At 58.2% G+C, this 26,325-nt stretch carries 24 protein-coding genes; 15 read left to right on the plus strand and 9 right to left on the minus strand.

The window, feature by feature from the left end:
* Nucleotides 1–18: 18 nt before the first annotated feature.
* From GPK39_RS03295 to GPK39_RS03305, 3 genes are all read left to right on the plus strand, one after another.
* Nucleotides 19–879: an ABC transporter substrate-binding protein gene (locus tag GPK39_RS03295; protein ID WP_215673759.1), complete on the plus strand. Its 861-nt coding sequence runs from the start codon at nt 19–21 to the stop codon at nt 877–879.
* Nucleotides 880–995: 116 nt separating this feature from the next.
* Nucleotides 996–2,357, plus strand: a complete 1,362-nt coding sequence (locus GPK39_RS03300; protein ID WP_252204621.1) for an ABC transporter permease subunit — start codon at nt 996–998, stop codon at nt 2,355–2,357.
* 12 nt (nt 2,358–2,369) lie between these two features.
* Nucleotides 2,370–3,122 (plus strand): amino acid ABC transporter ATP-binding protein, encoded by a 753-nt coding sequence (locus GPK39_RS03305; RefSeq protein WP_195239156.1) that lies wholly within the window; start codon nt 2,370–2,372, stop codon nt 3,120–3,122.
* Nucleotides 3,123–3,254: 132 nt separating this feature from the next.
* Here GPK39_RS03305 and GPK39_RS03310 read toward each other — a convergent pair whose 3' ends face one another.
* Nucleotides 3,255–3,674, minus strand: a complete 420-nt coding sequence (locus GPK39_RS03310) for a flavodoxin (RefSeq protein WP_215673760.1) — start codon at nt 3,672–3,674, stop codon at nt 3,255–3,257.
* Between the two features lie 45 nt (nt 3,675–3,719).
* Nucleotides 3,720–4,424 (minus strand): DUF3793 family protein, encoded by a 705-nt coding sequence (locus GPK39_RS03315; protein ID WP_215673771.1) that lies wholly within the window; start codon nt 4,422–4,424, stop codon nt 3,720–3,722.
* Nucleotides 4,425–4,598: 174 nt separating this feature from the next.
* Here GPK39_RS03315 and GPK39_RS03320 point away from each other — a divergent pair, with 174 nt between their 5' ends.
* Both GPK39_RS03320 and GPK39_RS03325 read left to right on the plus strand, forming a co-directional pair.
* Entirely contained in the window at nt 4,599–4,982 is a 384-nt protein-coding gene (locus GPK39_RS03320) for a heavy-metal-associated domain-containing protein (protein WP_215673774.1), read from the plus strand.
* 272 nt (nt 4,983–5,254) lie between these two features.
* Nucleotides 5,255–7,780 (plus strand): hypothetical protein, encoded by a 2,526-nt coding sequence (locus tag GPK39_RS03325; protein ID WP_215673776.1) that lies wholly within the window; start codon nt 5,255–5,257, stop codon nt 7,778–7,780.
* Here the strand turns inward: GPK39_RS03325 and GPK39_RS03330 are convergent.
* Together GPK39_RS03330 and GPK39_RS03335 are read right to left on the minus strand one after the other, a co-directional pair.
* A complete protein-coding gene (locus GPK39_RS03330; protein ID WP_338404383.1) occupies nt 7,777–8,202 on the minus strand; it encodes a hypothetical protein in 426 nt (141 codons plus the stop codon). The genes GPK39_RS03325 and GPK39_RS03330 overlap by 4 nt on opposite strands.
* Nucleotides 8,195–9,721, minus strand: a complete 1,527-nt coding sequence (locus GPK39_RS03335) for a Y-family DNA polymerase (RefSeq protein ID WP_423237413.1) — start codon at nt 9,719–9,721, stop codon at nt 8,195–8,197. Before GPK39_RS03335 ends, GPK39_RS03330 begins: the two co-directional genes overlap by 8 nt.
* A 222-nt stretch (nt 9,722–9,943) precedes the next feature.
* Between GPK39_RS03335 and GPK39_RS03340 the strand changes: the two genes are divergently transcribed.
* Together GPK39_RS03340 and pgi are read left to right on the plus strand one after the other, a co-directional pair.
* The gene (locus tag GPK39_RS03340; RefSeq protein ID WP_215673780.1) at nt 9,944–10,447 is read left to right on the plus strand and encodes an iron-containing alcohol dehydrogenase; all 504 of its coding nucleotides are present in this window, start codon (nt 9,944–9,946) and stop codon (nt 10,445–10,447) included.
* A gap of 209 nt (nt 10,448–10,656) precedes the next feature.
* Complete coding sequence (gene pgi / locus GPK39_RS03345) at nt 10,657–12,351, plus strand: glucose-6-phosphate isomerase (protein WP_215673789.1); 1,695 nt, start codon at nt 10,657–10,659, stop codon at nt 12,349–12,351.
* Between the two features lie 141 nt (nt 12,352–12,492).
* On the opposite strand, the gene GPK39_RS03350 is transcribed toward pgi, so the two are convergent.
* From GPK39_RS03350 to GPK39_RS03360, 3 genes are all read right to left on the minus strand, one after another.
* Nucleotides 12,493–13,797 carry a VirD4-like conjugal transfer protein, CD1115 family gene (locus tag GPK39_RS03350; RefSeq protein ID WP_215673792.1) on the minus strand — a complete coding sequence of 435 codons (1,305 nt, stop codon included), beginning with the start codon at nt 13,795–13,797 and terminating at the stop codon, nt 12,493–12,495.
* Nucleotides 13,790–14,407 carry an ATP-dependent Clp protease proteolytic subunit gene (locus GPK39_RS03355; RefSeq protein WP_022094432.1) on the minus strand — a complete coding sequence of 206 codons (618 nt, stop codon included), beginning with the start codon at nt 14,405–14,407 and terminating at the stop codon, nt 13,790–13,792. The genes GPK39_RS03350 and GPK39_RS03355 overlap by 8 nt, the downstream gene beginning before the upstream one ends.
* Before the next feature lie 63 nt (nt 14,408–14,470).
* Entirely contained in the window at nt 14,471–15,361 is an 891-nt protein-coding gene (locus GPK39_RS03360; RefSeq protein WP_215673794.1) for a hypothetical protein, read from the minus strand.
* 604 nt (nt 15,362–15,965) lie between these two features.
* On the opposite strand from GPK39_RS03360, the gene GPK39_RS03365 reads away from it, so the two are divergent.
* The 8 genes from GPK39_RS03365 (at nt 15,966) to GPK39_RS03400 (ending at nt 24,462) form a co-directional block, all read left to right on the plus strand.
* A complete protein-coding gene (locus GPK39_RS03365) occupies nt 15,966–16,808 on the plus strand; it encodes a Cof-type HAD-IIB family hydrolase (RefSeq protein WP_215673796.1) in 843 nt (280 codons plus the stop codon).
* 63 nt (nt 16,809–16,871) lie between these two features.
* Nucleotides 16,872–17,531 (plus strand): HAD family hydrolase, encoded by a 660-nt coding sequence (locus GPK39_RS03370; RefSeq protein WP_338404385.1) that lies wholly within the window; start codon nt 16,872–16,874, stop codon nt 17,529–17,531.
* Between the two features lie 150 nt (nt 17,532–17,681).
* The gene (locus GPK39_RS03375; RefSeq protein ID WP_117629749.1) at nt 17,682–18,425 is read left to right on the plus strand and encodes a GntR family transcriptional regulator; all 744 of its coding nucleotides are present in this window, start codon (nt 17,682–17,684) and stop codon (nt 18,423–18,425) included.
* 218 nt (nt 18,426–18,643) lie between these two features.
* On the plus strand, nt 18,644–20,107 hold the full coding sequence (locus tag GPK39_RS03380; protein ID WP_117745873.1) for a YfcC family protein: 1,464 nt from the start codon (nt 18,644–18,646) through the stop codon (nt 20,105–20,107).
* A 9-nt stretch (nt 20,108–20,116) separates the two neighbouring features.
* Nucleotides 20,117–21,700, plus strand: a complete 1,584-nt coding sequence (locus tag GPK39_RS03385; RefSeq protein ID WP_215673801.1) for an amidohydrolase — start codon at nt 20,117–20,119, stop codon at nt 21,698–21,700.
* Between the two features lies 1 nt (nt 21,701).
* The gene (locus tag GPK39_RS03390; RefSeq protein ID WP_195503316.1) at nt 21,702–22,553 is read left to right on the plus strand and encodes a sugar phosphate isomerase/epimerase family protein; all 852 of its coding nucleotides are present in this window, start codon (nt 21,702–21,704) and stop codon (nt 22,551–22,553) included.
* A gap of 62 nt (nt 22,554–22,615) precedes the next feature.
* On the plus strand, nt 22,616–23,584 hold the full coding sequence (locus GPK39_RS03395) for an SIS domain-containing protein (protein WP_022094440.1): 969 nt from the start codon (nt 22,616–22,618) through the stop codon (nt 23,582–23,584).
* A gap of 14 nt (nt 23,585–23,598) precedes the next feature.
* Entirely contained in the window at nt 23,599–24,462 is an 864-nt protein-coding gene (locus GPK39_RS03400; RefSeq protein ID WP_215673803.1) for a PfkB family carbohydrate kinase, read from the plus strand.
* A gap of 124 nt (nt 24,463–24,586) precedes the next feature.
* Here GPK39_RS03400 and GPK39_RS03405 read toward each other — a convergent pair whose 3' ends face one another.
* Nucleotides 24,587–25,384, minus strand: a complete 798-nt coding sequence (locus GPK39_RS03405) for a TatD family hydrolase (protein WP_215673805.1) — start codon at nt 25,382–25,384, stop codon at nt 24,587–24,589.
* Nucleotides 25,384–26,181: a tRNA threonylcarbamoyladenosine dehydratase gene (locus GPK39_RS03410; RefSeq protein ID WP_215673807.1), complete on the minus strand. Its 798-nt coding sequence runs from the start codon at nt 26,179–26,181 to the stop codon at nt 25,384–25,386. The genes GPK39_RS03405 and GPK39_RS03410 overlap by 1 nt, the downstream gene beginning before the upstream one ends.
* Between the last annotated feature and the right edge of the window lie 144 nt (nt 26,182–26,325).

Here is a 26,325-nt window from a genome sequence, read left to right on the forward strand (position 1 = left end):
ACCGGAAGGAGACTGATTATGAAGCTCAAGAAACTTGGCGCATTTGCCGCCACGGGCGCCATGGCGCTCGCCCTCGCACTGACGGGCTGTGGCTCGTCCAACGCCACCTCTGGTTCTGATGCCGGTTCCAGCAGCTCTGACGACGCTAAGGTCGAGAAGGTCGACGGCTCCAAGGAGTACGCGCTCGTCAAGGACGGTACGCTGACCGTCGGCACCTCTGCCGAGTACGCTCCGTTTGAATACAAGGATGACAACGGCGATTATCAGGGCTTTGACCTTGAGCTCATCAAGGCTATCGGCGATAAGTTGGGCCTGGATGTCGAGTACGTCAACAATGATTTTGACACGCTGGTTCCGGGCGTCGCTTCGGGCGCCAAGTATGACGTCTCCATCGCGGCCATCACCGACACGCCCGAGCGTGAGAAGGAAGTCGCTTTCTCTGATTCCTACTACATGGACGATCAGGCTATCGTGACCAAGGTCGATAACACCGACATCACGGCCGACAACTACAGCGAGAAGCTCAACAACGCCGACGCTACCATCATCGTTCAGTCTGGCTCGACCGCCGAGGCCTTTGCCCAGGAGAACTTCCCCAAGGCCAAGATCGTCCCCTACAAGGACGCTACCGAGTGCTTCAGCGCTCTGCAGTCCGATAAGGGCGACGCCGTAGTCACCAACCGCTCCGTTGCCAGCCAGCTGACCGCCGAGCAGTTCAACACCTGCCAGACCATCAAGCAGATCAGCACCGGCGAGGAGTACGCCATCGCCATCAACCAGGGCAACACCAAGCTCAAGGACGACATCAACCAGGCCATCAAGGACCTGACCGACGACGGTACCGTTGACGCCCTCATGTCTAAGTACAACATCAAGTAAAATAGTCACTTGATAACGCGCGGGCCCTTTCCGTTTTGGCGGAGAGGGCCTTTGCGTTTCTTGAACGCGCGTCGTCCCGTCTCGTAATGTCGGCAACTTATACGTTAGGAGCCACCTTGTCTCGATTGAACGAAGGGGCCATGGGTCGGCGTTTCCCGCTGCCCTCGATGCTCCAAAAGCTAGCCTGCGCCCTGGCTGTGGCGCTCGCTTTGGTGTGCGCGGGGACAGCCGTGCCTTCGACCGCTCAGGCGCTCGAGACCGCAAAGATCACCGCGCGTCCCAATACCGGTTCGGGCAGCGACGTGGTCGGCGGTACCGAGACGCGCATTACCTGGGAGGTCCAGGCCGATGCCGACGAGGAGCTGAGCGGTCTTTCGCTGACGTTTGTCGACGGTACGACGTTTGGTGCCGATGACACGCGCCTGACGATGCTCTCGGGCGACGACCTTATGGACCGTACGCCCATGAAGCCCACGTGCAAGGTGGACGGCCGGACGCTCAAGATCGACTTTGGCGAGACGGCGCCGGCCGGCGGCTATTTTCGCGTTGAGGTTTACGGCGTGACATTTCCCGTCGAGGGCGGCGATGAGGCCTTTAGCGGCACCTATACGCTTGCCGACGGTTCGACCAAGAAGATTTCCAAGATTCCTTCCGTCGAGATTAAGGGCGTGACGGCATTCGATAACTTCCTGGCCGATCTTAAGGAGCAGCCGTGGGTCGAGGCCTGGAACTCTAATATGTTCCTGCGCCTGTTCTTGAATCCGGTCATTTTGGTCCAGAGCCTGCCGATCGTCTTTAAGGGCTTCCTTATGTCGCTCTCGATCGTGCTTGTGGCATTTCCGCTGGCGATTCCCTTTGGCTTTGCGCTGTCGCTCATGCGCATTTCCAAGTCGCGCATCCTGCGTTGCCTTGCCGGCATCTATGTGAATATCATCCGCGGTACGCCGGCGTTCCTGCAGATCTATATCGCGTTCTTCGGTCTGCCGTTGGCCGGCGTCAAGGTTGACGACTATGTGCTGGGCGTCATCGTCATGGCCATGAACTCGTCCGCCTACCTGTGCGAGATCTTCCGCGCCGGTATTCAGTCGATCCCCAAGGGCCAGAACGAGGCCGCGCGCTCGCTGGGCATGAACGCCTTCCAGACACTGCTCTACGTTATGATTCCGCAGACGTTCCGCAATGTTCTGCCTACGTTGACCAGTGAGTTCATCCTGCTTTATAAGGATACGTCGCTGCTCGCTGCCGTGGGCGTGGTCGAGATTGTCATGAACGCCCGCACCATCGTTGCCACGACGGGCTCCATCACGCCGTATGTGGTTGCCGCCCTGTTCTATCTGGTCATCACCCTGCCGCTTGCGCGCTTGGTGAGCGGTCTTGAGGCGAGGCTTCTGGGGACGGCCGAAACCAAAAAGAAGCGTCCCACCAAGAGCGCCGGACAGGTCGTCGCGACGCCCGCCGATCACATCGCCGGTCTGTAAGGAGGTCCTATCATGAGCGAAACCAATAACTCGAACGAGGTCGTCGTCAGCATCAAGAACCTCCAGAAGGCCTTTGGCGATAACGTGGTCCTGCGTGACATCGATCTGGATGTGCACAAGGGTGAGGTCGTCGTGGTTCTGGGCCCCTCGGGCTCGGGCAAGTCGACGATGCTTCGCTGCATCAATCGTCTGGAGCATCCCACGAGCGGCTCGATTATCGTTGAGGGTGTGGATGTGTGCGCCAAGGGTGTCGACCTCAACAAGGTACGTACGCATCTGGGTATGGTGTTCCAGCAGTTCAATTTGTTCCCGCACCTGTCAGTCAAAAAGAACGTCATGCTTGCGCAGCAAAAGGTGCTCAAGCGCAGCAAGGAAGAGGCCGAGAAGATTGCTATCGAGGAGCTGACCAAGGTCGGCCTGGCCGAGCGCATTGATTTTATGCCGAGTCAGCTTTCGGGCGGTCAGCAGCAGCGCGTGGCCATCGCCCGCGCCCTGTCGATGAATCCGCACGTCATGCTCTTTGACGAGGCCACGTCGGCGCTCGACCCCGAGCTGGTTCGCGACGTTCTGGGTGTCATGCGCGACCTGGCACGCGACGGCATGACCATGATTGTCGTGACGCACGAGATGGGCTTTGCCCGCGACGTCGCCGACCGCGTGGTCTTTATGGATGGTGGCGTTATCGTGGAAGAAGGCACGCCGAGCGAGGTCTTCGACCATCCCAAGAGCGAACGCACTAAGGCGTTTTTGGGCAATATCTCATAGCGGCGCATCGAGGTTGTCGATATAACAAACGGGGACCGGATAGTATCCGGCCCCCGTTTTTGTTTGGGCATGAGCTGCTGTTGTTGCGCGGTACTCGGCTGTCAGTTGCCTTGCGGCTTTCTGGCGGCTTCGTTAGGCCAGCTCCGCTCCCAGAGCCTTGCAGGCCGCCTCGCCCTCATCGTCGGGCGCATCGTAGCAAATGACGGAATCGACGACGTTGACGCCCGCCTCGTCGGCATCGGCCTTCCAGTTGTCCATCCACTCGCCCTCGGCCCACGAGTAGGAGCCAAAGAGGACGACCTTCTTATCACCGAGGGTCTCCTTGACCTCGTCCCACATAGGCTGGAACTCGTCATACTCAAGCTCCTCGGAACCCATGGCGGGGCAACCGAAGGCAATGGCGTCATAGCCAGCGGCCTTGTCTGCGGAGAAGTCGGCGCAGGGGATGACTTCGGCCTCGGCGCCCGCGGACGTGGCGCCTTCGGCGACAAAGTTTGCCATGGCCTCGGTATTGCCCGTGCCGCTCCAATAGACGACGGCGATCTTGCTCATGTTTTGTCCTTTCGGTCGTGCGGCGCTGGCCGCAGCTTGTACGTTCTATCGGGCTGCCTGGGCAAGTTGCGCCAGGCTGCAGCCCTGCTGATAGACAAAGGTGAAGTATTGGGTGCAGGCACGGTAGGCATCAAACGTCGCAAGCGCCTGCTCGACATTTTCGTAGACCTTCCAGGTCCCAAAGACCTTGTAGTTCTCGCCGCGCTGGACGATAAACTCGTGTACGTCGTCGTAGGGATATCCAAGGAAGTAGCCTATTTCGTGCGGAAACTCGCAGGTGCAGTCTTTGCTGCAGCTAGTTTGCTGGGGCAGCGCACATCGAGTCTGGCTACAGGCGCATTCCGCGACGTTATTGCTCGCGAGCGTGATGCGTGATGCCAAATGCACGAGGCATGTCGAAAGGTCTCTCGTGTCGTAGCCTTCCGAGGCGAGCGCCGTTTGGGCGCGAGGGTCTGCGAAATAGGTGGTGAGGCTTTTGGCTCGGTACATATACACGAGCGCTCCACAGGGCCGCCAGACCAAAACACTCAGGTGGATGCCGAGCGGGTCAAGGTCGCGATTGCACTGGGCGATAACGTTGAGTAGGCGTGCTCGGCGCTCTGCGATGGTTTCGGTTGCGGTCGAGCCGTCCCCGTGGGCATAGGTGCCTGGATAGGTAAAGAGCGATGCCGGCTTGATGCCCGCGAGCGTGGGAGAGCAGTTGCGCACGACTGCTGCCTGAAACGTGGGGATGTCTATGGTTCGAGTCACGGCGCTCCTTACAGATCAAAACTGTTAGCCTAGGAAAACTTATACACGAAAGTAAGCCATGGTCAACAAAAAAGCTTGAAGCGGGAAACTAATTGACCGAACGGACATGATTTTGGGTTAAGATGGGGACACCCCATGGGGGTATCTAGATAGTGCTACTTGAAAGGGGAGCGCATGAGTGACTTGCTCAACCCTGCGAATCTCATCGTGTTGGCCGTCATTGCCGTTGGCATGTTCTTTGGGCTGCGGCGTATTGTCGCTTCGACACACGGAAAGAGTTGCTGCAGCGATGGTGCGAGCGGCAAGAAGGCCAAAAAGGTTGTTGTGGTGGATACCGATGCGTCACACTATCCCTATAGCGATGAGCTGCTTATCGGCGGCATGAGCTGCGACGGCTGCGCTCAGAATGTGACGAATGCCCTCAATACGCTTGATGGCGTGTGGGCAACGGTAACGTATGCAGACCACACGGCACGCGTACGCTCGAAGCGCCCGGTTGATCGCGACACACTCGAGACGGCGGTGAGGGGTGCGGGCTATTACGTTATGAAAATGTAGGCGTTGCCCTCTCCGGTGGGTACCAGCCTCCTGCCCATTGTGACTATCGGCATCCAAAAATTTGCGCAAAAATAACCTTTAGATGCGGCAAAAGTGGAGTTTGGTGACGGTTTGCGCGGAATTCGCTACCAATCGAGCATCTATGAACCCGTCCAAAAAATTACAGGTGTATATTTATATACTGATTATTGCTGTGCTCAGATTGCAATTAACCGTGGACAGAAATGAAGAATGCTAAAACTGGGCTTTAGGACAGGGGAGGCTATAACCTTATGAGACGAGTGGGAACACTTGGCTTGGTGGCAGCGCTTGCCGCTATCTTGGTATCGCCGCTGCCGGCGCACGCCGAAGACGCATCGGGTGCCGTTACCTACAATGCATGTAATGGGTATTCCTTTGAGAAGCTCTCGCATCCTACGGTAGGAACGTCGCAGCCGGATGGCATCGTCGACTACCAGGGTAACGGTGCCGTTGCCGTTCCGGGCGCCGATGGTAATACGGCCAACAACGAAGGCGATCGCGGCCAGAGCTACACTTGGGCGGCTGCGAGCTATGGTGACTGGCTTTATGTGGGCACCTGCTATGCGGCGATGGGCAACACGCTGACGCTCATGAACAGCACGCTGGGCGATTCCTTTGATGTCGAAACCATGCGCCTGACGCTGGAGGCCATGTTTAACGGTACCTTCTTCTATGGACAGCAGAAGGAGGACGGCACGGCCGACAAGGACAGCGGCGGCATCTTGGTCAAGATTAATACCAAGACCGGTGAGACCAAGCTGCTACTTTCTGAATCGCTCAACGGCGTCGCTCCTTTGTTCCGCAATGCCGTGAGCTATAAGGGTAAGCTCTATTTCTGCGGCAGCGTCAGGACCAATGGCGGCAAAGGCGGCCTGCCTGCTGTATATGAGATTGATCCTAAGACGGATGAGTACAAAGTTGTTTATCAGGGCCTTTCGAGCATGCAGGATTACGGTGCTGCCTACAAGCAGGGCATTTCTACCGGTATCCGCGGCATGTGCGTCCATGATGGCCAGCTCGTCATCAGTAATGTGGGTAAAGACGCGGCCGGTAAGTTTGTGTCGACAATTCTGACGTCGCCTGACCCGTCGAAGGGCCAGGACAGCTTCATCGAGATTGCTAACTCGGACACGTTGTTTAACTATCCGGCGATTCGCTATCAGGACAGCATCTACGGCGGCGCCATTTGGGATATGGTCTCGTACAATGGCCATCTCTATGCGACCATCTGCACCGGTACGCCCGAGAACGCTCCCGATGATAACTCCATGCAGTCGTTTGCCATGGTTCGTGGCGACAAGAATGCCGACGGCAGCTATTCGTGGACTCCCATTGTTGGCGATCAGAAGACGGACGGTGCAAAGTACTGCTTTGGCATTGATCCTGCCCGCACCCGTTCTGGTGCTGCCAACCTCATCGTCTACAACGACTACCTCTATATCGGTGAATACAACGACGAGGAGATTGCTCTCGAGCGCATCCTGTTCAACAAGTCCAGCACCGAAGAGGGCGGCAAGAGCAGCATGGGCGGCGTTGACTGCTCGTTTGTGAATGCCAATCTTGAGCAGTCGGTCAACATCTATCGCATGGACAAGGACGAGAACATGGAGCTCGTCGTTGGCGATCGCACCGATATGTTCCCCGAGGGCGGTATTTCCGGCCTGACTTCGGGCTTTGGCCGAAACGAGAACCAGTACATTTGGCGCATGCAGAAGTTCGACGGCAAGCTGTATATCGGTACCTTTGATACCGCGAGCCTGCTTGAGCCGATCGGCCAGTTCTCTAATGGCGACATTATCGATATGACGCCCGAGGAGTGGGACTCTCAGGTTCAGCGCCTTAGGGACCTGCTCGATCACCTGCTCGACAAGAAATTGCCCGATGCCCCCATCGTTCCTGTGGACAAGCTTACGGACGATGATTCGAACGAAGCCGCCGATGTCGATGATTCGAAGGAGGCTGCCGATGTCGATGACGAGAAGACTGAGGTTGCTAAGGGCTTTGGCGATCTGAGCGATGCGTTGGATGAGGCTGCGGGCGATCTTTGCAATCAGGCCGCGACGATGTCCGCGGACGTTGAAGACGACGCTGCTTATGTTCGGAAAATCGATAGCGAGATTGCGTACTTCAAGTCCTTTGCCGATCAGTATCAGGACATGCTCGATAGCTATGAGAGCCTGAAGCAGCAGTACGAGGATGCCTATGGCACCGAGCTGCCGAGCGATATTCAGGATGCGCTCGATAAGCTGCTGAGCGAGGAGAACCTCAAGAAGTTGCAGAGTGTGCTCGTATGCATGCATTACCTGCACGATGCTGAGCGCGGCTTTGATATGTATGTGACCGAGGACGGCGTGAACTTTACGACGCTGACGACCAATGGCTTTAACGATCCGTATAACCATGGTCTGCGCACCTTTGCGGTGACCAATCAGGGTCTGTGCCTTGGTACCGCCAACCCGTTCTATGGTTGCCAGGTCTGGATCCAGCGCAAGGAGAATTCGGAGAATCCGGTTGATCCCGGTACTCCGGATCCGACGGAACCCACCGATCCTTCGCAGCCGGGTGGCGGCGATCAGCCTGGTGGCGGCCAGACGGGCGGCAACGACCAGTCGAGCAGCACCACGACCACCGTCACGACGACCGCTAAGAAGACTCCGAAGGACGGCTCGCTGCCTCGCGCTGGCGACTCGACCCTCACGCTGGTTTTGGGATTGCTGGCTGCAGCTGCCGCAGTGCTTGGCATTGCTCTCGTCTTGCGCAAGCGTTCTCGTCGCTAGGCTCGACCACGCAGCTCGATGTCTTGGATATCGTCGAAGTCGATGGCGATATCCCTGAGTTTGAGCAGCTTGAACGTGGGGAGCACCTCATCGAGGATGCCGGTGCGGGCGCGGTAGCCGTACGTATCGTAATAGGTGACACGGACTAAGTCGCCACGTTTGAGGTCCTCGAGCTTTTTGGAGAGCTCGAGGGCTTTTTCTTCTGTCAATTCGCACTTGGGCTCAACGGTGATCTCTTGCTTGCGCACGAGCTCGTAGTATCCCGTGAGGGCGGCAAAGGGCATAAACTGCGCGGCACGGCCGGCGCGGACGGCGCCGTTGGCGGTGAGTTTGGGGTCGGCGGAGCGACGTCTTCCCTCAGGGTCCGCTAGGCGTTCAAAAGGTGTCGGTGGCCGCATCGGCTGTTGTTGGGACTTAGGCACGATGTCCTCCCACCTGATCGTTGCGTTCGCGTGCGGTGGCGCCAGCAGTAAAGCTTAATCCCTTGACGAGCGCGTTCTTGCCGTACTTGCCTTTCACGGCCAGGACGGCGCGCGCCAGGTCGCGCTCGCGCTCATCGGCCTTAACATCGCTAAACAGGTCGATAGTGGCAAATTCCTCGGGCATCAGATTGCCAAAGCCCAGATTGATGCGCTTGACCGGTCGCTTGGGGTCGACCGTTTGCGCCCACAGGTCATCGAAATACCCCATGATCTTCTTAAACGAATTGGTGCGCTCGGGCAGCTTACGCGAGGCGTTGGAGTGTGCAAAGAGTGCGGCATAGCCACCGCGCGGTTTGCCGCCGTGCTCTCCCACAAAGATGCCATCGATTGCCTGCGCCTCGCGCACCAGGCGGCGCCGTTCGTCATCGCGCTGGACGGGCTTGGGCGCACGGGGCGCGAGCTCAGGGCTGGCGGTTGCGGTGGGTTCGATACTCGACGTGCTCGAGCGCAGGTGCCCGCATCCGTCCACATATTGCGCAGTACCGCTGGCGTCGAGGCGGCGGATGTCGGCGCGCTCGCTCGCGTAGCCCACAAAGAGCGAGATGCTGTCACAGACCACGTGCTTATCGACTAAGTCCAACACGGCGTTGTCGACCATCTCGCGCAAGACGGTGTAGGCCTGCTCGTAGGCATAGCCCTTCGAGAGCACCTGTCCTGTGGTAGTTGAGGTTGCCTGCGGACGATAGGCCTGGATGTCGGCGATGGTTGTCGGTTCGCGCCCAAAGGCGTGGTCGATGAGATACTCGGCATTGACGCCGAGCTCGTCGTAAAGTAGGTTTTCGTCGAGCGCGGCGACACCCATTAGATCGTAGACACCGTATTTTTCGAGGCGGGCAGCCACGCCGGGGCCAATGCCCCAGATGTCGGTGATGGGGCGATGGGGCCAGATCTCCTTGCGAAAGGTCTCGTCGTCGAGTTTTCCGATGCGACTGGGCACGTGCTTGGCGGTGATATCGAGTGCAACCTTGGCCTGGAATAGGTTGGGGCCGATGCCGACCGTCGCCGTGATGCCGGTGCGCGCCAGGACCTCGTCGCGCAACATGCAGGCGAAGCCTTCCGTATCGGTGTGATAGAGGTCCAGATAGGGTGTCACGTCGATAAAGCACTCGTCAATTGAGTAGACGTGAACGTCTTGCGGGCTGACATATTCCAGATAGATGCCGTAGATTTGCGCCGACACTTCCATGTAGTGCTGCATGCGCGGTACGGCCTTGATGTAGTCGATGCCGTCGGGAATCTCGAACAGACGGCAGCGGTTGTGTATCCCGAGGTCCTTCATGGCCTGTGTGATGGCGAGGCAGATGGTCGTGCGCCCGCGCGATTCGTCGGCAACGACCAGGTTGGTGGTGAGCGGGTTGAGCCCGCGGTCAACGCACTCGACGCTGGCGTAGAACGTTTTAAGGTCGATGCAGATATAGGTGTGACGCTCGTGCCCCACGCGTCCTCCCATCAAACACATGTTCTTATCGAATACATGTTCGATAATACCCGCTCATCCGGACATCGTCAAAACCTGTCCCTTTTTGGCAGGCATGGTCGTGCGGTTGCATCGGGTATTTAACGCAGCCCTAAAGAGTGCGAAACAGCTCGGAAAACCTCGCTTCGTAGCATGAGCCTAGCGATTGGTGCTACCTACATGCACGGAAGGGTTGTGGAAACGATGGTCAATTATGGGTTTGGTATGCCGACGCGCCTTGTTGCGGATGGAGACGTGGCTCGCTGGTGTGGACGATTGGTCGCTCACTACGGCGGCACCAAGGCGCTGGTCGTGCTGGGGGGCGACAAACATACGCGTGATGAGCTCGTCTCGGCGGCGCTCGGCTCGCTTGATCGAGCCCTGCTCGAGCGCGTGCTTTTTCGCCGCGGCTCGGTTGAGGGCGACGGGGGAGACGAGCTGATCGACGAAGCCGTGGCCCTGGCGACCGACGAAGGCGTGGACTTTGTCCTGGCGATCGGCGATGCCGATACTGCCGGCTTTGCGCGCGAACTCGCGCGTCGCATGGCGGCGCTCGATGCCGGCGAAGACGGTTTTGTCCCTTATGGATGTATTGTCTCGGAGGGCAAGGTGCCTGCTGTCGTGGGAGCCGGCGAGGTTCCCGTTTTTGCCATTATCGCGCCCGAACTGCTTGAAGGCATTGGGTCTCCTCTGCGCGAGCTGCTCGGCAGCGTGTGCGCCGCGGCCTAATATCTGCCATAAAGTGCCAGGAAGGGACAGGTTAATTTTTATAGGTAAAGCGTTTGACCTGCCAAAATAAACCTGTCCCTTTTTGGTCGGTCGCCGTTTGGGGGCGGATTGGCAACGCTCGCTGATTACGGTCTTGACCTGCGCTAGAATAGGGGCATCTGATTATCCGGGCGCATGGAGGTATGCGCCCGTATGTTGAGGAGGACTTTATGGCAACTGTTGCCGCACCTATCGACGCTACGTCGACCGCCGCTTGGAAGGCGCTCGAGGCCCATCAGGAGAAGCTCGAGGCCGAGGGTATCGACCTTAAGGCATGGTTTGCTGCCGATGCGGAGCGCGTGAACAAGCTGAGCTTTGACGCCGGTGACCTGCACTTCGACCTGTCCAAGAACCTGGTGACCGATGAGACCGTCAAACTGCTGTGCGATCTTGCCCGCGAGGTGAAGCTCGAGGAGCGCCGCGACGCCATGTTCTCCGGCGAGCACATCAACACCACCGAGGACCGCGCCGTCCTGCACACCGTGCTGCGCCGTCCGGCAAGCGAGAAGGGCCAGCTTATCGTCGACGGCCAGGATGTCGTCGCCGACGTGCACGAGGTTCTCGATCGCATGTATGCCTTCGCCGAGCGCGTGCGCTCCGGTGAGTGGAAGGGCGTTACCGGCAAGAAGATCGAGCACCTGGTGTCCATCGGCATCGGTGGCTCCGATCTGGGCCCGGTCATGGCCTACGAGGCTCTGCGTCCCTATGCCGACGCCGGTATCGACTGCCGCTACATCTCCAACATCGACCCCAACGACCAGGCCGAGAAGCTTAAGGGTCTGGATCCCGAGACCACGCTCGTGATCATCGTCTCCAAGACCTTCACCACGCTCGAGACCCTCACCAACGCCCGCGAGGTCAAGACCTGGATGCTCGAGCAGCTCAAGGCTCAGGGCGCTATCGATGGCTCCGATGAGCAGAACGCCGAGGCCGTGGCAAAGCACTTCGTCGCCGTTTCCACCGCACTCGAGAAGGTCGAGGCCTTCGGCATCGACCCCGCTAACGCTTTTGGTTTCTGGAACTGGGTCGGCGGCCGCTACTCCGTCGACTCCGCCGTGGGCCTGTCGCTGATCGTCGTGCTCGGCCCCGAGCGCTTCCAGCAGTTCCTCGAGGGCTTCCATGCCATCGACGAGTACTTCTGCAACACGCCGCTCGAGAACAACGCCGTCGCGCTGATGGGCCTGCTCAACGTCTGGTACGTCAACTTCTTCGGTTCCAAGAGCCACGCCGTGCTGCCGTACTGCCAGTACCTGCACCGTTTCCCGGCCTACCTGCAGCAGCTCACCATGGAGTCCAACGGCAAGCACGTCCGCTGGGACGGCAGCGCTGTGACCTCCGATACCGGTGAGATCTTCTGGGGCGAGCCCGGCACCAACGGTCAGCACGCCTTCTACCAGCTGCTGCACCAGGGCACCGTGGTGGTCCCGGCTGACTTTATCGCTTTCGCTAACACTGCCAACCCTGCGACCGACAGCGGCCAGGATGTCCATGAGCTGTTCCTGGGCAACTTCCTGGCCCAGACCAAGGCGCTCGCCTTTGGTAAGACGGCCGACGAGGTCCGCGCCGAGGGCACGCCCGAGCAGATCGTCCCCGCCCGCTGCTTTGAGGGCAACCGTCCGACGACCTCGATCTTCGGCGACACGCTGACCCCGTTCGCGCTCGGCGAGCTCATCGCCCTGTACGAGCACATCACGTTTGTCGAGGGTACGGTCTGGGGCATCGATTCCTACGACCAGTGGGGCGTCGAGTTGGGCAAGCAGCTTGCCAAGCAGATCACCCCTGCCTTCCACGACGATGCCGCCAAGGCCGAGCAGGACGCTTCGACCCAGGCGCTCATCGAGTTCTATCGCGCGCATCGCAAGTAGTCGCTGCTGTTAACGCATCGCGCCTTATAGTCAGGGGCCCGTATCCTATCGGATGCGGGCCCCTTTGCTTTGCCGTGGTCCCGGGGCGCACGGCCTTTGTGGAACATCGCCGGAGCGTCGCGCGCTGCGAGAACCCTGCGCCTAGATCTCGGCCTCCGCATGGCCTCGCTGCGCCTCGGGCAGCTCCCCGTAGAGCGGATGGTCTTCGAGCCTAAAGCGCTCGACCTGTTCGGGAGTGCGACCGCGTACAAAGAGCCACGAGCGATCAATCGGCGTCGCCATGAGCGTGCTGGGCAGCGCGTCGGCGCGGTCGGAAAACACCCGGGCACTCTCGGGATCCTGGAACGCCAGCACCAGATGCGTGTCGCAGTTGCCCATGATGGAGCGTGCGCGTGCCTCGCCATAGAGCGCATCGAGCTGGTTGGTCGACTGCAGCAGCAGCGTTGCCCAGATGTTGCGGCTTCGGATAATCGAGAGCACGTTGTCGATCTGGGGGATCTGCAGATTTGCGAAGTCATCGAGCATAAAGCGCACGGGCACGGGCAGGCTGCCGTCGGGCTGCCTATCGGCCTCACGAATGAGGCCCATAAACGCCTGCGAAATAAAGAGGCCGGTCAGCGGATCGAGATTGCGGTCAATATCGCTCACGGTTACAAACAGGGCGCAGGGGGTGTGTCCCATGGAAGCGAAGTCCACCTGATGGCACTCACGATAGAGCTGTGCCGCACCGTCGAATCCCAGACACATGACCTTTTCGGCAAGGATGCCGACGATGCTCGCGTGCATGCGCTCGGCATTTTGCGTAATGGCGTAGCGCCGCCATAGCGAGAGGGCATAGCTTTGGGGGTCGGTCGTGATCAGATCGTCAAACAATCGGGCCGTGGCACCGTCCTGCAGGTGCTCGATCAGCTTGATGACCGAGCTGATCGTCTGCTCGTCGGCGGGTAGCTGTTCGGTGATGTAGGCGATAAGACACGACAACAGGTTTGCCGCCGCATGATCCCAAAAAGGCTGGTTGTTGTCCTCGATGGGGCAGATGGCCTTTGCCACCGAGAGGATGTCCTGCTGGTTGGGCCTGCCGTCCGCCTTGTGGCGAATGTGCCTCAGGGGGTTGTAGCCGCAGCGCTCGATGCCGGGCGCAAGGGCCGGGACGGTGTTGAGGTCGGCGAAGTTGAGACATTGCACGCGGTAACCGTGGACCGCCAGCACGGGTCCCACTTCGCGACAGAGCGTGCCTTTGGTGTCGAGCACGATGTAGCTTGCGTTCATTTGCAGTAGGTTGGGCTTGAGGACGTTTCGGGTCTTGCCGGCTCCCGAGGGGCCGATCACAAGTGCATTGTTGTTGAGTCCCGTTTGGCGGGTGTCGCAGGAAAGCGTTCGATCCTTGGCGAGGATGGTGGACAATGCGGACTCAGATGCGGCGAGGCGGCTGGCGAGGTTAGACATGGGCGACCTCCTTGGTGGTCGAGAGGATTTCGTGGGCAAAGCCGAGCTCGACGGCGCGCTCGGCCGAAAGGTAGGTGTCTTTTGCAGTGAGGGACTGGATGCGCTTGGGCGTGAGGCCGCTGCGGTCCGAGAGGATTTGCGTGAGGGTCTTGCGGGTCTGCATGAGACGCCGGCTGGTTTCCTGAAGCGCAAGTGCCGAGCCGCCTGCCCCCTGGGGGATCAGCGGGTCGTGAATCATGAGCTCTGCATGGGGCGCCATACGGCGATCGTCGCCGCCCATAAAGATCACGGCGCCCATGGACGCGGCGAATTCCAGGCAGACGGTGCGGATGGGGCACGATGCGAGGCGCATGGCGTCATAGATCGCAAGACCCGATCGCACGCTTCCGCCGGCGCTGGCGACAAATATGGTGATGGGGCGGCTGGGGTCGGTGGCATCGAGCAGGCGGATCTGCTGGCATAGGTCGTGGGCCATCGGGGTTTCGATGTTTCCCATGACGGAGAGCTCGCGACGGGCGAGCATCTCATCGTAAATGCTGGTGAGCGTGATACCTCGGGCGGATTCACGCATGGTGAGGGGGCTGATGATGGGGGAATGATTGGTGTCCATGAGGACTCCTTTCTGTTGGTTGTGTTGTGGAATAGGATTGTTGCCCGCGGAGGGGCTGGCGGGCTACAGGGTTCGTCCGAGCCTGAGATCGAGCTCGGTTGTGGGGCAGGCTGCCTGTTCGTGCGGCTCGCAAGCGCCAAGGGCTCCAAAGCGATAGAGCGTTGCGGCGGGCGTAGTGTAGGCGAGCCGCAGCTGATGCTCGACAGGGGCACATCCGTCATTTTTGTAATAAGCCGCGTAGTACTGCGCGATGCTGGCGTTCATCTCGCTGCCATTGCGATGGCGCTCAAACTGGCGTCTGCAGGTCTCGATGATCTTTGCTACCGACTTGGGTGCCGTCGCGGGAACAAGGGTGAGATAACCCTCAAATAGCTCGTTGATGCTCAGGAGGCACAGCAGGTCGATTAGCGTCCTTATGGCTGCTCCCTCGGCGGAAAAGTGCGCGGTCATGCGGTTATATCGGTTGCGGTCGACGATGGCCGCATGGGGTCTTGGAGTTTTCTGCCCCGTGGTCCCGGGCTTTTGCCGCGCCTGTGTATTGAGCTCGACGTTGCAGCGCTTGAGGCCGTCCAACGGAAGGAACAGTGCGGTGCGCAGGGTGTTCCGCTTGCTTTCGAGTTCATGACGCTCGTCGGGTTCCCATTCGAGCTTGAGTTTCGTGTCGAGTGCCGTAAGCATATGGGCTAGGCAGCCTACGGTAAGAACGTACGAATCGTTGTCGCGTTTTGGGGCATAGGGGTCTGTCAGCTTGCGAATGTCGGGGTCGCCCATGATCTTTGTGCAGCGCTTCAGCAGTTGAGGGTGGTCGGCCAAGATCGTCGCGAGCGGTAGCGACGCGTAGTTCTTGATGGTCGCGGCGGCAAAGGCGGCGTCATATTCGTTTGCATATGCTCGCTCAATGCGGGCATCCAGAATGCTTTTCTTATCGCCGTCTTCAGCGTGGTGGTTTGTCATAGCTTCTCCAATCGGTTGATGTTCGTGCTGTTTGTTGATGTGTTGGTTGTCGTGAGTGATGTGCTTGCCGTGGGTGATGTGCTGACGTTGGGGTGCTATGCGGTTTTCAATGAGCCCGTGAGGCAGTTGCTGCAGGGGCGGGATGGAACGGCCCATGCAAGGCGGAAGGCATCGTGCTCAAAATCGAGACAGCAATGCCCTGGGTGCCTCACATGTGGCAGTTACCTCATTAAGTTGTCATTGCGTTTGGGGCTGTACTTTGCCGATCTTCCTTCTCTTACACGCTAAAACTCAAACTTCATATGCTCGATCAAACGATGACCACCGGAGCGGTCATATTAAAAGTACGTTCGTTTTGCTGATTTGACAAGACTAATTTTGAAATTTTTTTCTACGGGATGAAACGAGGTTCGTGGAACGGTCGCGCTTGGTGTCGCCAGCTATGTATGTGGTGGCTCGGCGTTTAGGCTGGAACGATTGATCCCCGAGATGGCGTCCCGTTCATGTTCGGGACAATATGACTTTTTACCCGTTGCAGACAGAGCCGCAGTGGGTGTTCTGTATGATGACTCAGACAAGGTTACTCAATGACAGGGAGGCTTATATGGCAATCAAAGCCATCGCAATTGATATCGACGGTACGCTCACCAACGACCAAAAGGTCATCAGCCCGCGTACACGCGAGAAGCTGCTCGCGGCGCAGGAGTCGGGCATTAAGCTCATCTTGGCTTCGGGTCGTCCCGCATGGGGGCTGCACGCCTTGGCGCAGGAGCTCGACCTCCAAAACCATGACGGTCTGCTAGTCGCTTTCAATGGCGCGCATGTGGTCGACGCTCAGACCGACGAGGTACTGTTCGATCAGGCTATGCCTGCCGACGAATTGCATCGCCTGATTGATCACCTGCGTAATTTTGACGTGATCCCTATGATTTCGCTCGGTCGCGATTTGCACGTCGAGGACTCGTACCATTGCATGATCACGCTGCCTGACGGCTTGCAGAAAAACATCGTCAAATACGAGCGCGATGCGTGCGACCTTAAGATCCGCGAGGTCGAGAGCTTGCATGGGGTCGTGGATACTTATCCCGTGGACAAGCTGCTGACGGCGGGCGATCCGACCTACCTGCAGGCACATTACGAGGAAATGTATGCGCCCTTTACCCAGACGCTTTCGGGCATGTTTACGGCCGACTGGTACTTTGAGTACACGGCGCCCGGCATCGACAAGGCCCGCGCGCTCGAGGGTGCCCTGCCCAAGCTCGGTATCGATGCCAGCGAGGTCGTCTCGTTTGGCGACGGCCAGAACGATAAGTCCATGATTGAGTGGGCCGGCACCGGTGTTGCCATGGGCAATGCCGTCGATGAGGTTAAGGCTGTGGCCCAGATGGTGACCGCCAATAATAACGAAGACGGCATTGCGGTGGCGCTGGATAAGCTGCTGGGTTAGAATCGCCGATAGTGCATGGCTCGGGCGTCCGCTTGCGGGCGCCCTTTTGTTAGGGAGGGTGCCGTGTCCGCATTTCCGTTCGACGCCGTTATCTTTGACATGGACGGCGTGATTGTCGATACCGAGTATTACTACCTGGGCGAGACTGCCGCGTTTGCCAAGGAGCTTGGGCTTAACCTGACTCAAGAGGAGTTGAATGGGCAGGTCGGTACTTCGCACCAGTTCTTCCTGCATATGCTGGTCGATTGGTTTGAGCGCGCCGGTAAGGGGCATTTCACTGGCGAGGAAGCGTTGGCCCGTTGGAACGAGTGGGCGCATAAGCGTCCGCGCGACTATCAGGCTTTGATTAACCCAGGCGCCGTGGATACGATTCGAGAGCTGCCGCGCCGTGGCGTTCGCGTGTCGCTTGCCAGCTCGTCTCCCATGGATAGCATCGAGGAAGTGCTCAACGCATGCGGGCTGTCGGATGCCTTTGAGTATGTGGTGAGCGGCGAGCAGTTTAAGGAGAGCAAGCCCGAGCCCGACATCTACCTGCATGCGCTGGACCTGCTGGGGCTGCCCGCGAATCGCTGCTGCTGCGTCGAGGATTCGGTGCCTGGCATCACTGCCGGCAAGCGAGCCGGCCTGACAGTCATTGCCAAGCGCGAGGAGCGCTTTGGCTTTAGCCAGGATGCCGCGGACAAGATTATCGACCAGCTGCCGGAGCTGCTCACGCTTTCTTAGGAGCGCGGTAGTTGCGCGTTTTTCGGGTCTGATGAGTAAATAGCCAACATTTTGGTGCGACACCTAGCATACTTTAAGCTAATGCGGGCTTAAGGGCTTGTTGAATGCCCTTAAGCCCGTTTTAGAATTAATTGTGCTGGGAGAGGGTATATGCCACCGACTGAAGGGCCAACTGACGGTAAAGCAGCGATACCGCTGTACCAACAGGTTATTGATATCATCAAAAACGAAATCAACTCCGGCGCCTACAAGGCGGGCGCGCGGATACCCAACGAATTCGAATTGGCTGAGAGCTATAAAGTTGGCCGCGTTACCGTGCGACGCGCTATTGAGGAGCTCGTCCAGCAGGGCTATCTAACGAAGCGGCAGGGGAAAGGCACGTTTGTCAATGCCCCCAAGCTTAAGCGCAAGATTCGCCAGAAGGATGACGTCCAGAGTTTTTCGGACGCATGTCGCGTTAACGGAATGGAACCGGGGGCGTGTGTCATTTCGAGAAAGATACTGCCGGCGGATTCCACCGAAGCACAGTTCTTTGGTGTTCCCGTTGGAACTGACTTGATTTGCGTTGAGCGCGTGCGCACTGCCGATGGCGTCCCTGTCATGCTCGAGAACAACATATATGTTTACGAGGACAACGCCTATCTATCAACGGCACCTCTATCTAACCAATCCATTTTTGAGTTCGTGCGCAACCGGACGGGCCGCACGCCCGCGTTTACCGACCCGTGCACGCTCGAGATCGCGTGCGCGTCGCCCGAGGTCGCTCGACTGTTGGCAGTTCCCGTTGGCGAGCCCTTGTTTTATATGGAAGCCTTCTTTTTCGATGAGCAGCGGCGGCCGTTTATCATCGGTCGTCAGCGGATCGTTGGGTCTCGCTACGTTTTTGACATCTAGGACATTGCGAATGGAAACGCCCGGTGGATCATCTCACCGGGCGTTTCCATACCGTTCACGGCGCAAACGCAACCGTTCAACCGCGTTGCGGCAATCAGTTTGAAATTATCTTGATGAAGGAAAAAGCTGCTGGTAATCTATGGAACGTCATAGAACGTTTGCATTGTGCAAACGTTGAAGCGAGATACGATGCAGTCTCGAGTTCTTTGGAGGTATCTATGTCAGATACGAAGGCGAAGAAGACAAACAGACGTTTTAAGTTCAAATTACCGCATGTCTATACGATCATGTTCTTGCTGATCGTTGTCTTTGCGGTCCTGACTTGGATCGTTCCCTCTGGTCAGTATCAGCGCAAGACGATTTCGACAGCGGCGGGCGAGCGTGAAGTCGCCGTTGCTGGAACCTATGAACAGGTCGATAAGAACTACACCGATTCCGAGACCGGCGAGACCATCAATCTGGGCCAGGATATCTTCGCGGTTCTGCAAGCGCCCACCAAGGGCATCCAGGAGGCTGCCGACGTCGTTGCGTTCGTCTTATTGATTGGCGGATCGTTCGCGATCATCACCAAGACCAACGCTTTGAATGCCGGCATGAGCCGTGTGATTAAAAAGCTCAAGAACAAGGACATCCTCATCATTCCCATCACGATGACATTGCTGTCTATTTGCGGCACTACGTTTGGTATGTCTGAGGAAGCCCTGCCGTTCTATGCCATCTTCATTCCCATCATGATGGGTATCGGCTATGACTCGATGACGGCATTCATCATCTGCTTCCTTGGTCCTAACCTGGGATATTGTGCTTCGACCATCGACCCGTTTAATGTTTTGATCGCCCAAGGCATCATTGGCATCGAGGGTAATCCGCAACTGTGGCTGCGCGCCGTTTCTTGGGTCATCTTCACTGCCGTCGGTATCGCATGGGCCATGCGCTACGCCATGCGCGTCAAGAAAAACCCCGAGTCGTCCATTGTGTACGAGGACGATAAGCTCAAGCGTATTGAGTTTTCCGTGACCGATGCCTCCATCGAGGAAGAGTTCACTATCCGTCAGAAGCTCGTGCTTATCGATTTTGCTTGCGGTATGGGCATTATCGTCTGGGGTCTTGTTACCCAGGGCTGGTACATGAATCAGATTTCCGCCGTGTTCCTTGGCATGGGCTTGCTTGCCGGTATCCTGGGCGGCCTTGACCAGCAGACGATCGCAGAGGAGTTCGTTAAGGGTCTCGCCGACTTTGCGTACGCTGCCGTCGTTATCGGTATCGCTCGCGGTATTCTGGTCATCGCCGAGGGCGGCATGATCATCGACACCATCCTCCAGGCGCTTGCTACCGCGCTCGCCGGTGCACCTGCCGCCGTCTACACCACGTTTATGTATGTCGTCCTTGGCCTGCTCTCTTTGCTGGTTCCCTCGAGTTCTGGCCTGGCGGCGCTCACCATGCCCGTTATGGGCCCCCTGACCGAGCTCATGGGCCTCAATCCCGAGGCGGCCGTCACCGCGCTCCAGTTTGCCAACCAGACCATCAACACCATCAGCCCCGTGGCGGGTATGACGGTCGCCGGCCTTGCCGTGGCTAAGATTTCGTTTGGCCAATGGTGGAAGACCATTTGGAAGTTCTTCATCTTCATGGTCGTGTTTGGCTTGGTCATTACTGCCATTTCCGGCATGCTTCCGGCGTAGGTGGTTGTGATGTCTGATCGTTTGACGGTCCTGACGTCTAAGAGCGTCTTTACCGGTACGGGGGACCTGCCGTTTGAAGGTTTCGTAGCGGTCCGTGGCAATCGAATTGAGGCTGTTGGCACCAAGTGTGAGCTAGCTTCGTATTTGACCCAGGCGGACGAGGTAGTTGACCTGGGCGACCGCACCGTCATGCCTGGCCTGATCGATGTGCATACCTTCTATACAGGCTGGGCGCTGCGGACGTTGGGGCCTGATCTGTCCGGCATCGCTGATGCCAAAGAGGCCGTGTCGCTCTTGCGTGCATGGAAAGAAGATCGTCCGGATTGCGCGGCGGCTTTTGGCCACAACCTACCCGAAACGTTGGCATCGGATGCCGAGAACGCAAATACGGCAGCTGTGTTTGACGAGTGTTTTGGCGATATCCCCGTCGTCTGCTTTACACCGGGCGCGGATACCTGTGTTCTCAATGCTGCCGCCAGTGCGCGATACGGCTTTACGCCCCAGGCGTGCTATGCCGAGAAGATCTGGCGCATGATGAGCGATTTCCTCGCGCTGCCCGAGGTGCGTGCAGGGTATTCGGACTACATGAGCATGCTTAACGAACGCGGCGTTACCGCCATCAAGGAGATGGCGTTTGATGACTACTACGGCTTTGCCGACGAAATGGCTCGCCGTGAGGAATCTGGTGAGCTGACGGTTCGCGTCTCTATGATGTCGCAGCCGGTGGGTGCCGGTGCAAATCTGGCATATGCCCGCGAGGCACGAGAGCGCTTCCGGGGACCGTTCGTTCGTTTTTCTGGCTTCAACCGTATGACCGATCGCGGCGTATGGGCGGGGCTTGCCGAGATGATTGACCCCTATGCGGACTCGGCCGATGCGGGCGCTGCCGGCAAGACGGTCGTCGAGGAGCCAGAGTGGGATCTGATTGAGAACGAGCTGCGTGCAATTGATGCTGACGGCTTCCGATATTCCTTGCATTGCCAGGGCGATGGCGCCGTTCGTCGCACCGTGGCGCTCTATGCCTCGCTGCCTCGAGACGAGCATGGACGGATGCTTCGTCGCCATGCGATTACCGATCTCGAGAACTCTGACCCGACCGATCTTGTCGAGTTTGGCAAGTTAGGTGGAATTTGCGAGGTCTATCCGCAGATTCTGACGCTGGACCGGCGCGAGGATTGCCTGTCGATGATGCGTCGACAAATTGGCGAGACGCGACTTTTGCACAGCTGGAATCGCCGCGGCATGGAAGATTCCGGATGCACAGTGTGCTGCGGCACGGATCTGCCGCTGCTGATTCCGAGCCTGGGCGAGTCAATCTACAGCGCGTGCGGCGGATTCTTCGCCGACGGACTGCCCGTGAATGAGGTCAACACGCTGACGCTTGTCGAGCTCTTGCGCGCTTGGACTGCCGGGGGCGCGTACGACCTGATGCGCGAAGACGAGCTGGGTACGCTCGAGGTTGGCAAGCTTGCCGATATCTGCGTGCTCGATCGGGATGTGTTCGACCTCGATTATCGCGACGCACACGATCTTGCGGTTGACATGACGATGTCGGACGGACAAATCGTGTTCGATCGAAATAAGGAGGCATAAGATGTCTGAATCCAAACCGACGCTGCACCGCGAACAGATTGCGGGCATGAATATCCACTACATCATGTGGTCGCTCGATTACTTCCTTGATGTGCAGCAGCGCTTGGGCTTTGAGTCCATTGAGCTGTGGTGTGCGGAGCCGCATGTGACGCTCGACCACACGGGCTACTTTGAGGCTGAGGTCCTGGCGAAAAAGGCTGCAGACCGTGGGCTTAGGTATCGTACTCTGTGCCCCGAGAATGTTGTCTATCCTTGGCAGTATTGCGCACGCAAACCGCTGCATGAGCAGCGCAGCCTGGCGTACTTTAAGCACGGCATTGAGCTTGCCGAGGTACTTGGGTGCGACCGCATGTCCATCAACTCGGGCTGGGGCGACTGGGACGAGGACCGCGAGGAAGCCTGGAAGCGCAGCCGCGAGCACTTGTCCATTCTGGCGGAGTATGCCGGCGAGCACGGTCTGGTGCTTACGATGGAAAGCCTGCGTCCCGAGGAGAGCAACCTTGTGACGACGGTTTCCGATGCGAAGCGCATGATTGACGAGGTCGCGAGCCCGTACTTACAGCCCATGGTTGATACAACCGCGATGGGCGTTGCAGGCGAGACGCTCGAGGACTGGTTTGCCGCCTTTGGTGATGGGGCAATTCACGAGATGCACTTTATCGACGGTGACCCGTATGGCCATCTGGTGTGGGGCGATGGCAAGCACGATATGGACGCCTTCGTCGCCACGCTCAACGCCCATGGTTTCGACGGCATGCTGGGCCAGGAAATCACGGACGGTCGTTACTACGATGATCCGGCGGCGGCAGATGCCAAGAACATGGCCGCATTCGAGAAATATCTGATTGACTAAAACAACCATCGGCCACGCAACCAACGTCATTGATTGCGGGCCAAACAAGAAAGGAACTGGATATGAACGCACACGATCTGATCAAAGAGGCAATTGCCGAGAAGGGCAAGTTCGACAGCGTCTACTGGATTGCTTGCGGTGGCTCCATGATCGATTTGATCCCGGCTCATGAGCTTCTGCAGCGCGAGGCAACCACCTTCACTTCGTATATCTATACGGCTCGCGAGTTCGATATCATGCGTCCGCGTCGTCTGGGCGAGAAGTCCCTGGTCATCGCTTGCAGCCACAGCGGCAACACCCCGGAGGTCGTCGAGGGCTGCGAGATTGCCCTTGCTGCCGGTGCTACGGTGATCGCCCAGACCGACAACGCTGGATCCAAGATCGACTCCGGCAAGTGGACCACGTGGGTCTACCCATGGGGCGAGGGCGTGCCGCAGGCCGAGGTTCCCGCTGGTATTTCGCTGTCGCTTGCGGCAGAGCTGCTCGATCAGCAGGAGGGCTACGCCGATCTTGCCGATATGTATGCCGGTATCGCCGAGATGGATAAGATTCTTCCCCCGGCACGCGAGAAGGTAAATGCCGAGCTGGGCGATCGCTTTGCCAAGCTTTGCCAGGAGCACGAGTTCTTCTATATTCTGGGCAGCGGTCCCAACTTTAGCCAGACCTACGGTTTCGCTATCTGCTCTCTTATGGAGATGCAGTGGCAGCACTGCAGCTACATCCACTCCGCCGAGTACTTCCACGGCCCCTTCGAGGCTACTCAGGATGGCGTTTTTTACTTCCTGCAGATGGGCTCCAGCGAGTGCCGTGCTATGGACGAGCGCGCCCTGGCGTTTCTTAAGACGCATACCGATACGCTGATGGTGCTCGATGCCAAGGAGTACGGTATGGAAGCCGTGCCGGCGAGCGTCCGCGCCTATCTGGACCCGGTGCTGTTCTACGCCATGAACTGCGAGCTGCGTGCTGCACGCGGCAAGGTGTTTGATCACGACCCCGATTTCCGTCGCTATATGGGTGTTGTCGAGTACTAGAAGGGACAAAGGCCATGGCATTTAACGTTAACGCGCTCGGATTTGGCGACAACGTCGTCGATCGCTACGAGCATATCCACACCATGTATCCTGGCGGCAATGCGGTGAACTTCGCCGTTTATGCCAAGAAATGCGGTGCCGCACGCTCCGCATACATGGGAATTTTTGGCAATGATGCCGCTGCCGAGCATGTCATTGCAAGCCTCGAGGATGAGGGTATCGAGCTTGACAAGTGCGAGCAGATGATTGGCGAGAACGGAGCGGCTCGCGTGACCGTCGTCGACGGTGACCGTGTCTTCCTCGGCTCCAACGAGGGCGGTATCCGTGGCGATGCGCGCTATGTCCTCAATCGCTTTGACCTTGCGTACATGAAGCAGTTCGATGTGGTTCATTCGGGCAACTATTGCTTTACCGAGCGCGAGCTTCCCAAGTTGAAGGCTGCGGGCGTCACGGTCTCTTTTGACTTTTCGGACGACTCCACCGACGAGTACTACGAGCAGATTGCGCCCTACGTCGATTTTGCTTTCTTTAGTGCGGCGGATGCTGCGAGTGAGGACGAGATTCGCGAGCGTCTGGCATGGGTGAAGGGCCTGGGTCCGCGTTTTGTGTCGGCTACGGCGGGCGCCGAGGGCTGCATTGCTTACGACGGCGAGCGTTATTACCGCCAGCTGGCTAAACCGGTAACGGACATGAAGGACACCATGGGGGCGGGCGACTCGTTCCTCACCTCGTTTTTGATGTGCTATCTCGATTCCGCCAAGCGCGGTGAGGATGGCGCCGAGGCCATCGAGCGCGCGCTCGACTTTGCTGCCGGGTTTGCCTCGACCGTGTGCGGCATGGAAGGTTCTTGGGGCCACGGAGCGCCGATTTCCGAATAGGTGAGCAGTGCCGGGGAGTCGAATTGTCGACTCCCCGGGACCTCGTGTGCAAAAAACGCCAAATATGAGTACTGTATCCATTCCGGTAACAGTACTCATATTTGGCGTTTTTTGCACACCGAGCTTAGCGAAGGTCAAAAACAGCGTGCGCATTTGCTAAAACTACCGACTCGATGCGCTTTGCGTCACAGTTTTTGAGTGAGGCAATGCGCATCGAGGTCCTTGCGAGCGATCTGATGAGCGACTGCGCGCTTGTTTCTGTGTTTGCCTCCGTCGGCGCATCGGTCTCGAGCAGTAAACGGTCGAGTGGAATCTGTCGTGCGTATTCGCGTCCTCGTTTGGACGCGAGCATGCGTTCGTTGACAGAAAAATAGCAGCCCGCATTACGCGCGCGGACGAGCTCGTCTGAGGTGCCGCTAAACCAGTGGAAGATGATAGCGGGGGAGTCGGGGTTTGGGATGAGTAGCCCGTGCGATTCTAGGGCGTCCAGCGCAGTTCCTGCCGAACGAACGGCGTGAATTGATATCACGCGCCCGGCAAGAGGACGCTGCACGAGCACATCGCAGAGCCGGTCAAGTGCCTGTATTTGCAGCGACTCGCTTCCGGCAAAGCGCTCGGAAAAGTCGAGTCCGACTTCGCCGATGTGGCGCTCTTGGGCGGCAACTTCGCAAAGCAGATCGACTTCGGTAGAACCACAGCGGCCGTCGGCGAGCCACCAGGGGTGAAGCCCAATGCCGGCGATGATGCCTGGTTGGCGACGGGCACGCTCGTTTGCGGCCGAAAAGTCGCGTGGATCGACGCCGCAATCAAATAGACCCAAGCCCAGTGCCGTCGCCTCATCGGCAACGGCGTCCGGGTGAGCCATTAAATCAAGATGGCAGTGTGCATCAATTAACTGGGGCCCCATCTCGGCGCGCTCCACTAGTCTAGGCGCTGGCCATCGGCGCGCACGCGCTCGGTGCCGCGCCCACTGATCTGGCGGATAACCTCGCCGGCAATCATCTGACCCATGATGGGCGGCATAAAGCTGGCGGTTCCGAGCTCGGTACGCTCGTGGATATTGGAAGGGTCGCGGGGCTGTGTCTTAACCGATTCCTCACAGCTAAACAGTACATGCAGGCTCTTGATTCCGCGTTTCTTGCATTCTTTGCGCATAATGCGGCTCATAGGGTCACGCACCGTATCGAAGATGTCGGCAAAGCGGAGGCACTCGGGATGGAGCTTGTTGGCCCCGCCCATGGAGCTAACCAAACGAATGCCGTGGTCCTGAGCGTATTTGGCAATGGTGAGCTTGGCCGAGATGGTGTCGATGGCGTCGAGGACGTAGTCGAGCTTGCCGTCCGTCTGCTCCAAAATGCTCGCAAAGAATTCGTCGATGTTATCGCTCAACAGGTATTCAGTTCGCTTGATGACGGTGGCGGCAGGATTGATATCGTGGATCATGGTTTCCATCACGTCAACCTTGCGCTTGCCGACGGTGCTGTGAAAGGCGATGGCCTGGCGATTGATATTGCTGGGCGCGATGATGTCCTTGTCCAGAATGACGAAATGACCGATGCCGCCGCGGGCAAGTGCCTCGCAGCAGTTGGAGCCCACGCCTCCGCAGCCGAGCACCAGCACCGTCGCATTGGCGAGCTTATCGAGTGCCTCGCGGCCCATGATGATCTCGAGCTTGGTGTCGCGTGTCTCGATGGCGGCTGCGGCTGTGGTTTCGGTCATGGATATCCTCCGATGGGGAGTCGGTCGTGTTTTAGCTATCGCCATTATAGGTAATCGCCCATAGGTTGCGATGGCGTTTGCTTTGATGTGGTTTGAAGCATTGCGATTAGATAGTTAGACAAACATCTAAATATCGAGTATAGT

The sequence above is a fragment of the Collinsella aerofaciens genome (assembly GCF_018785245.1).
Classification (GTDB): domain Bacteria; phylum Actinomycetota; class Coriobacteriia; order Coriobacteriales; family Coriobacteriaceae; genus Collinsella; species Collinsella aerofaciens_AD.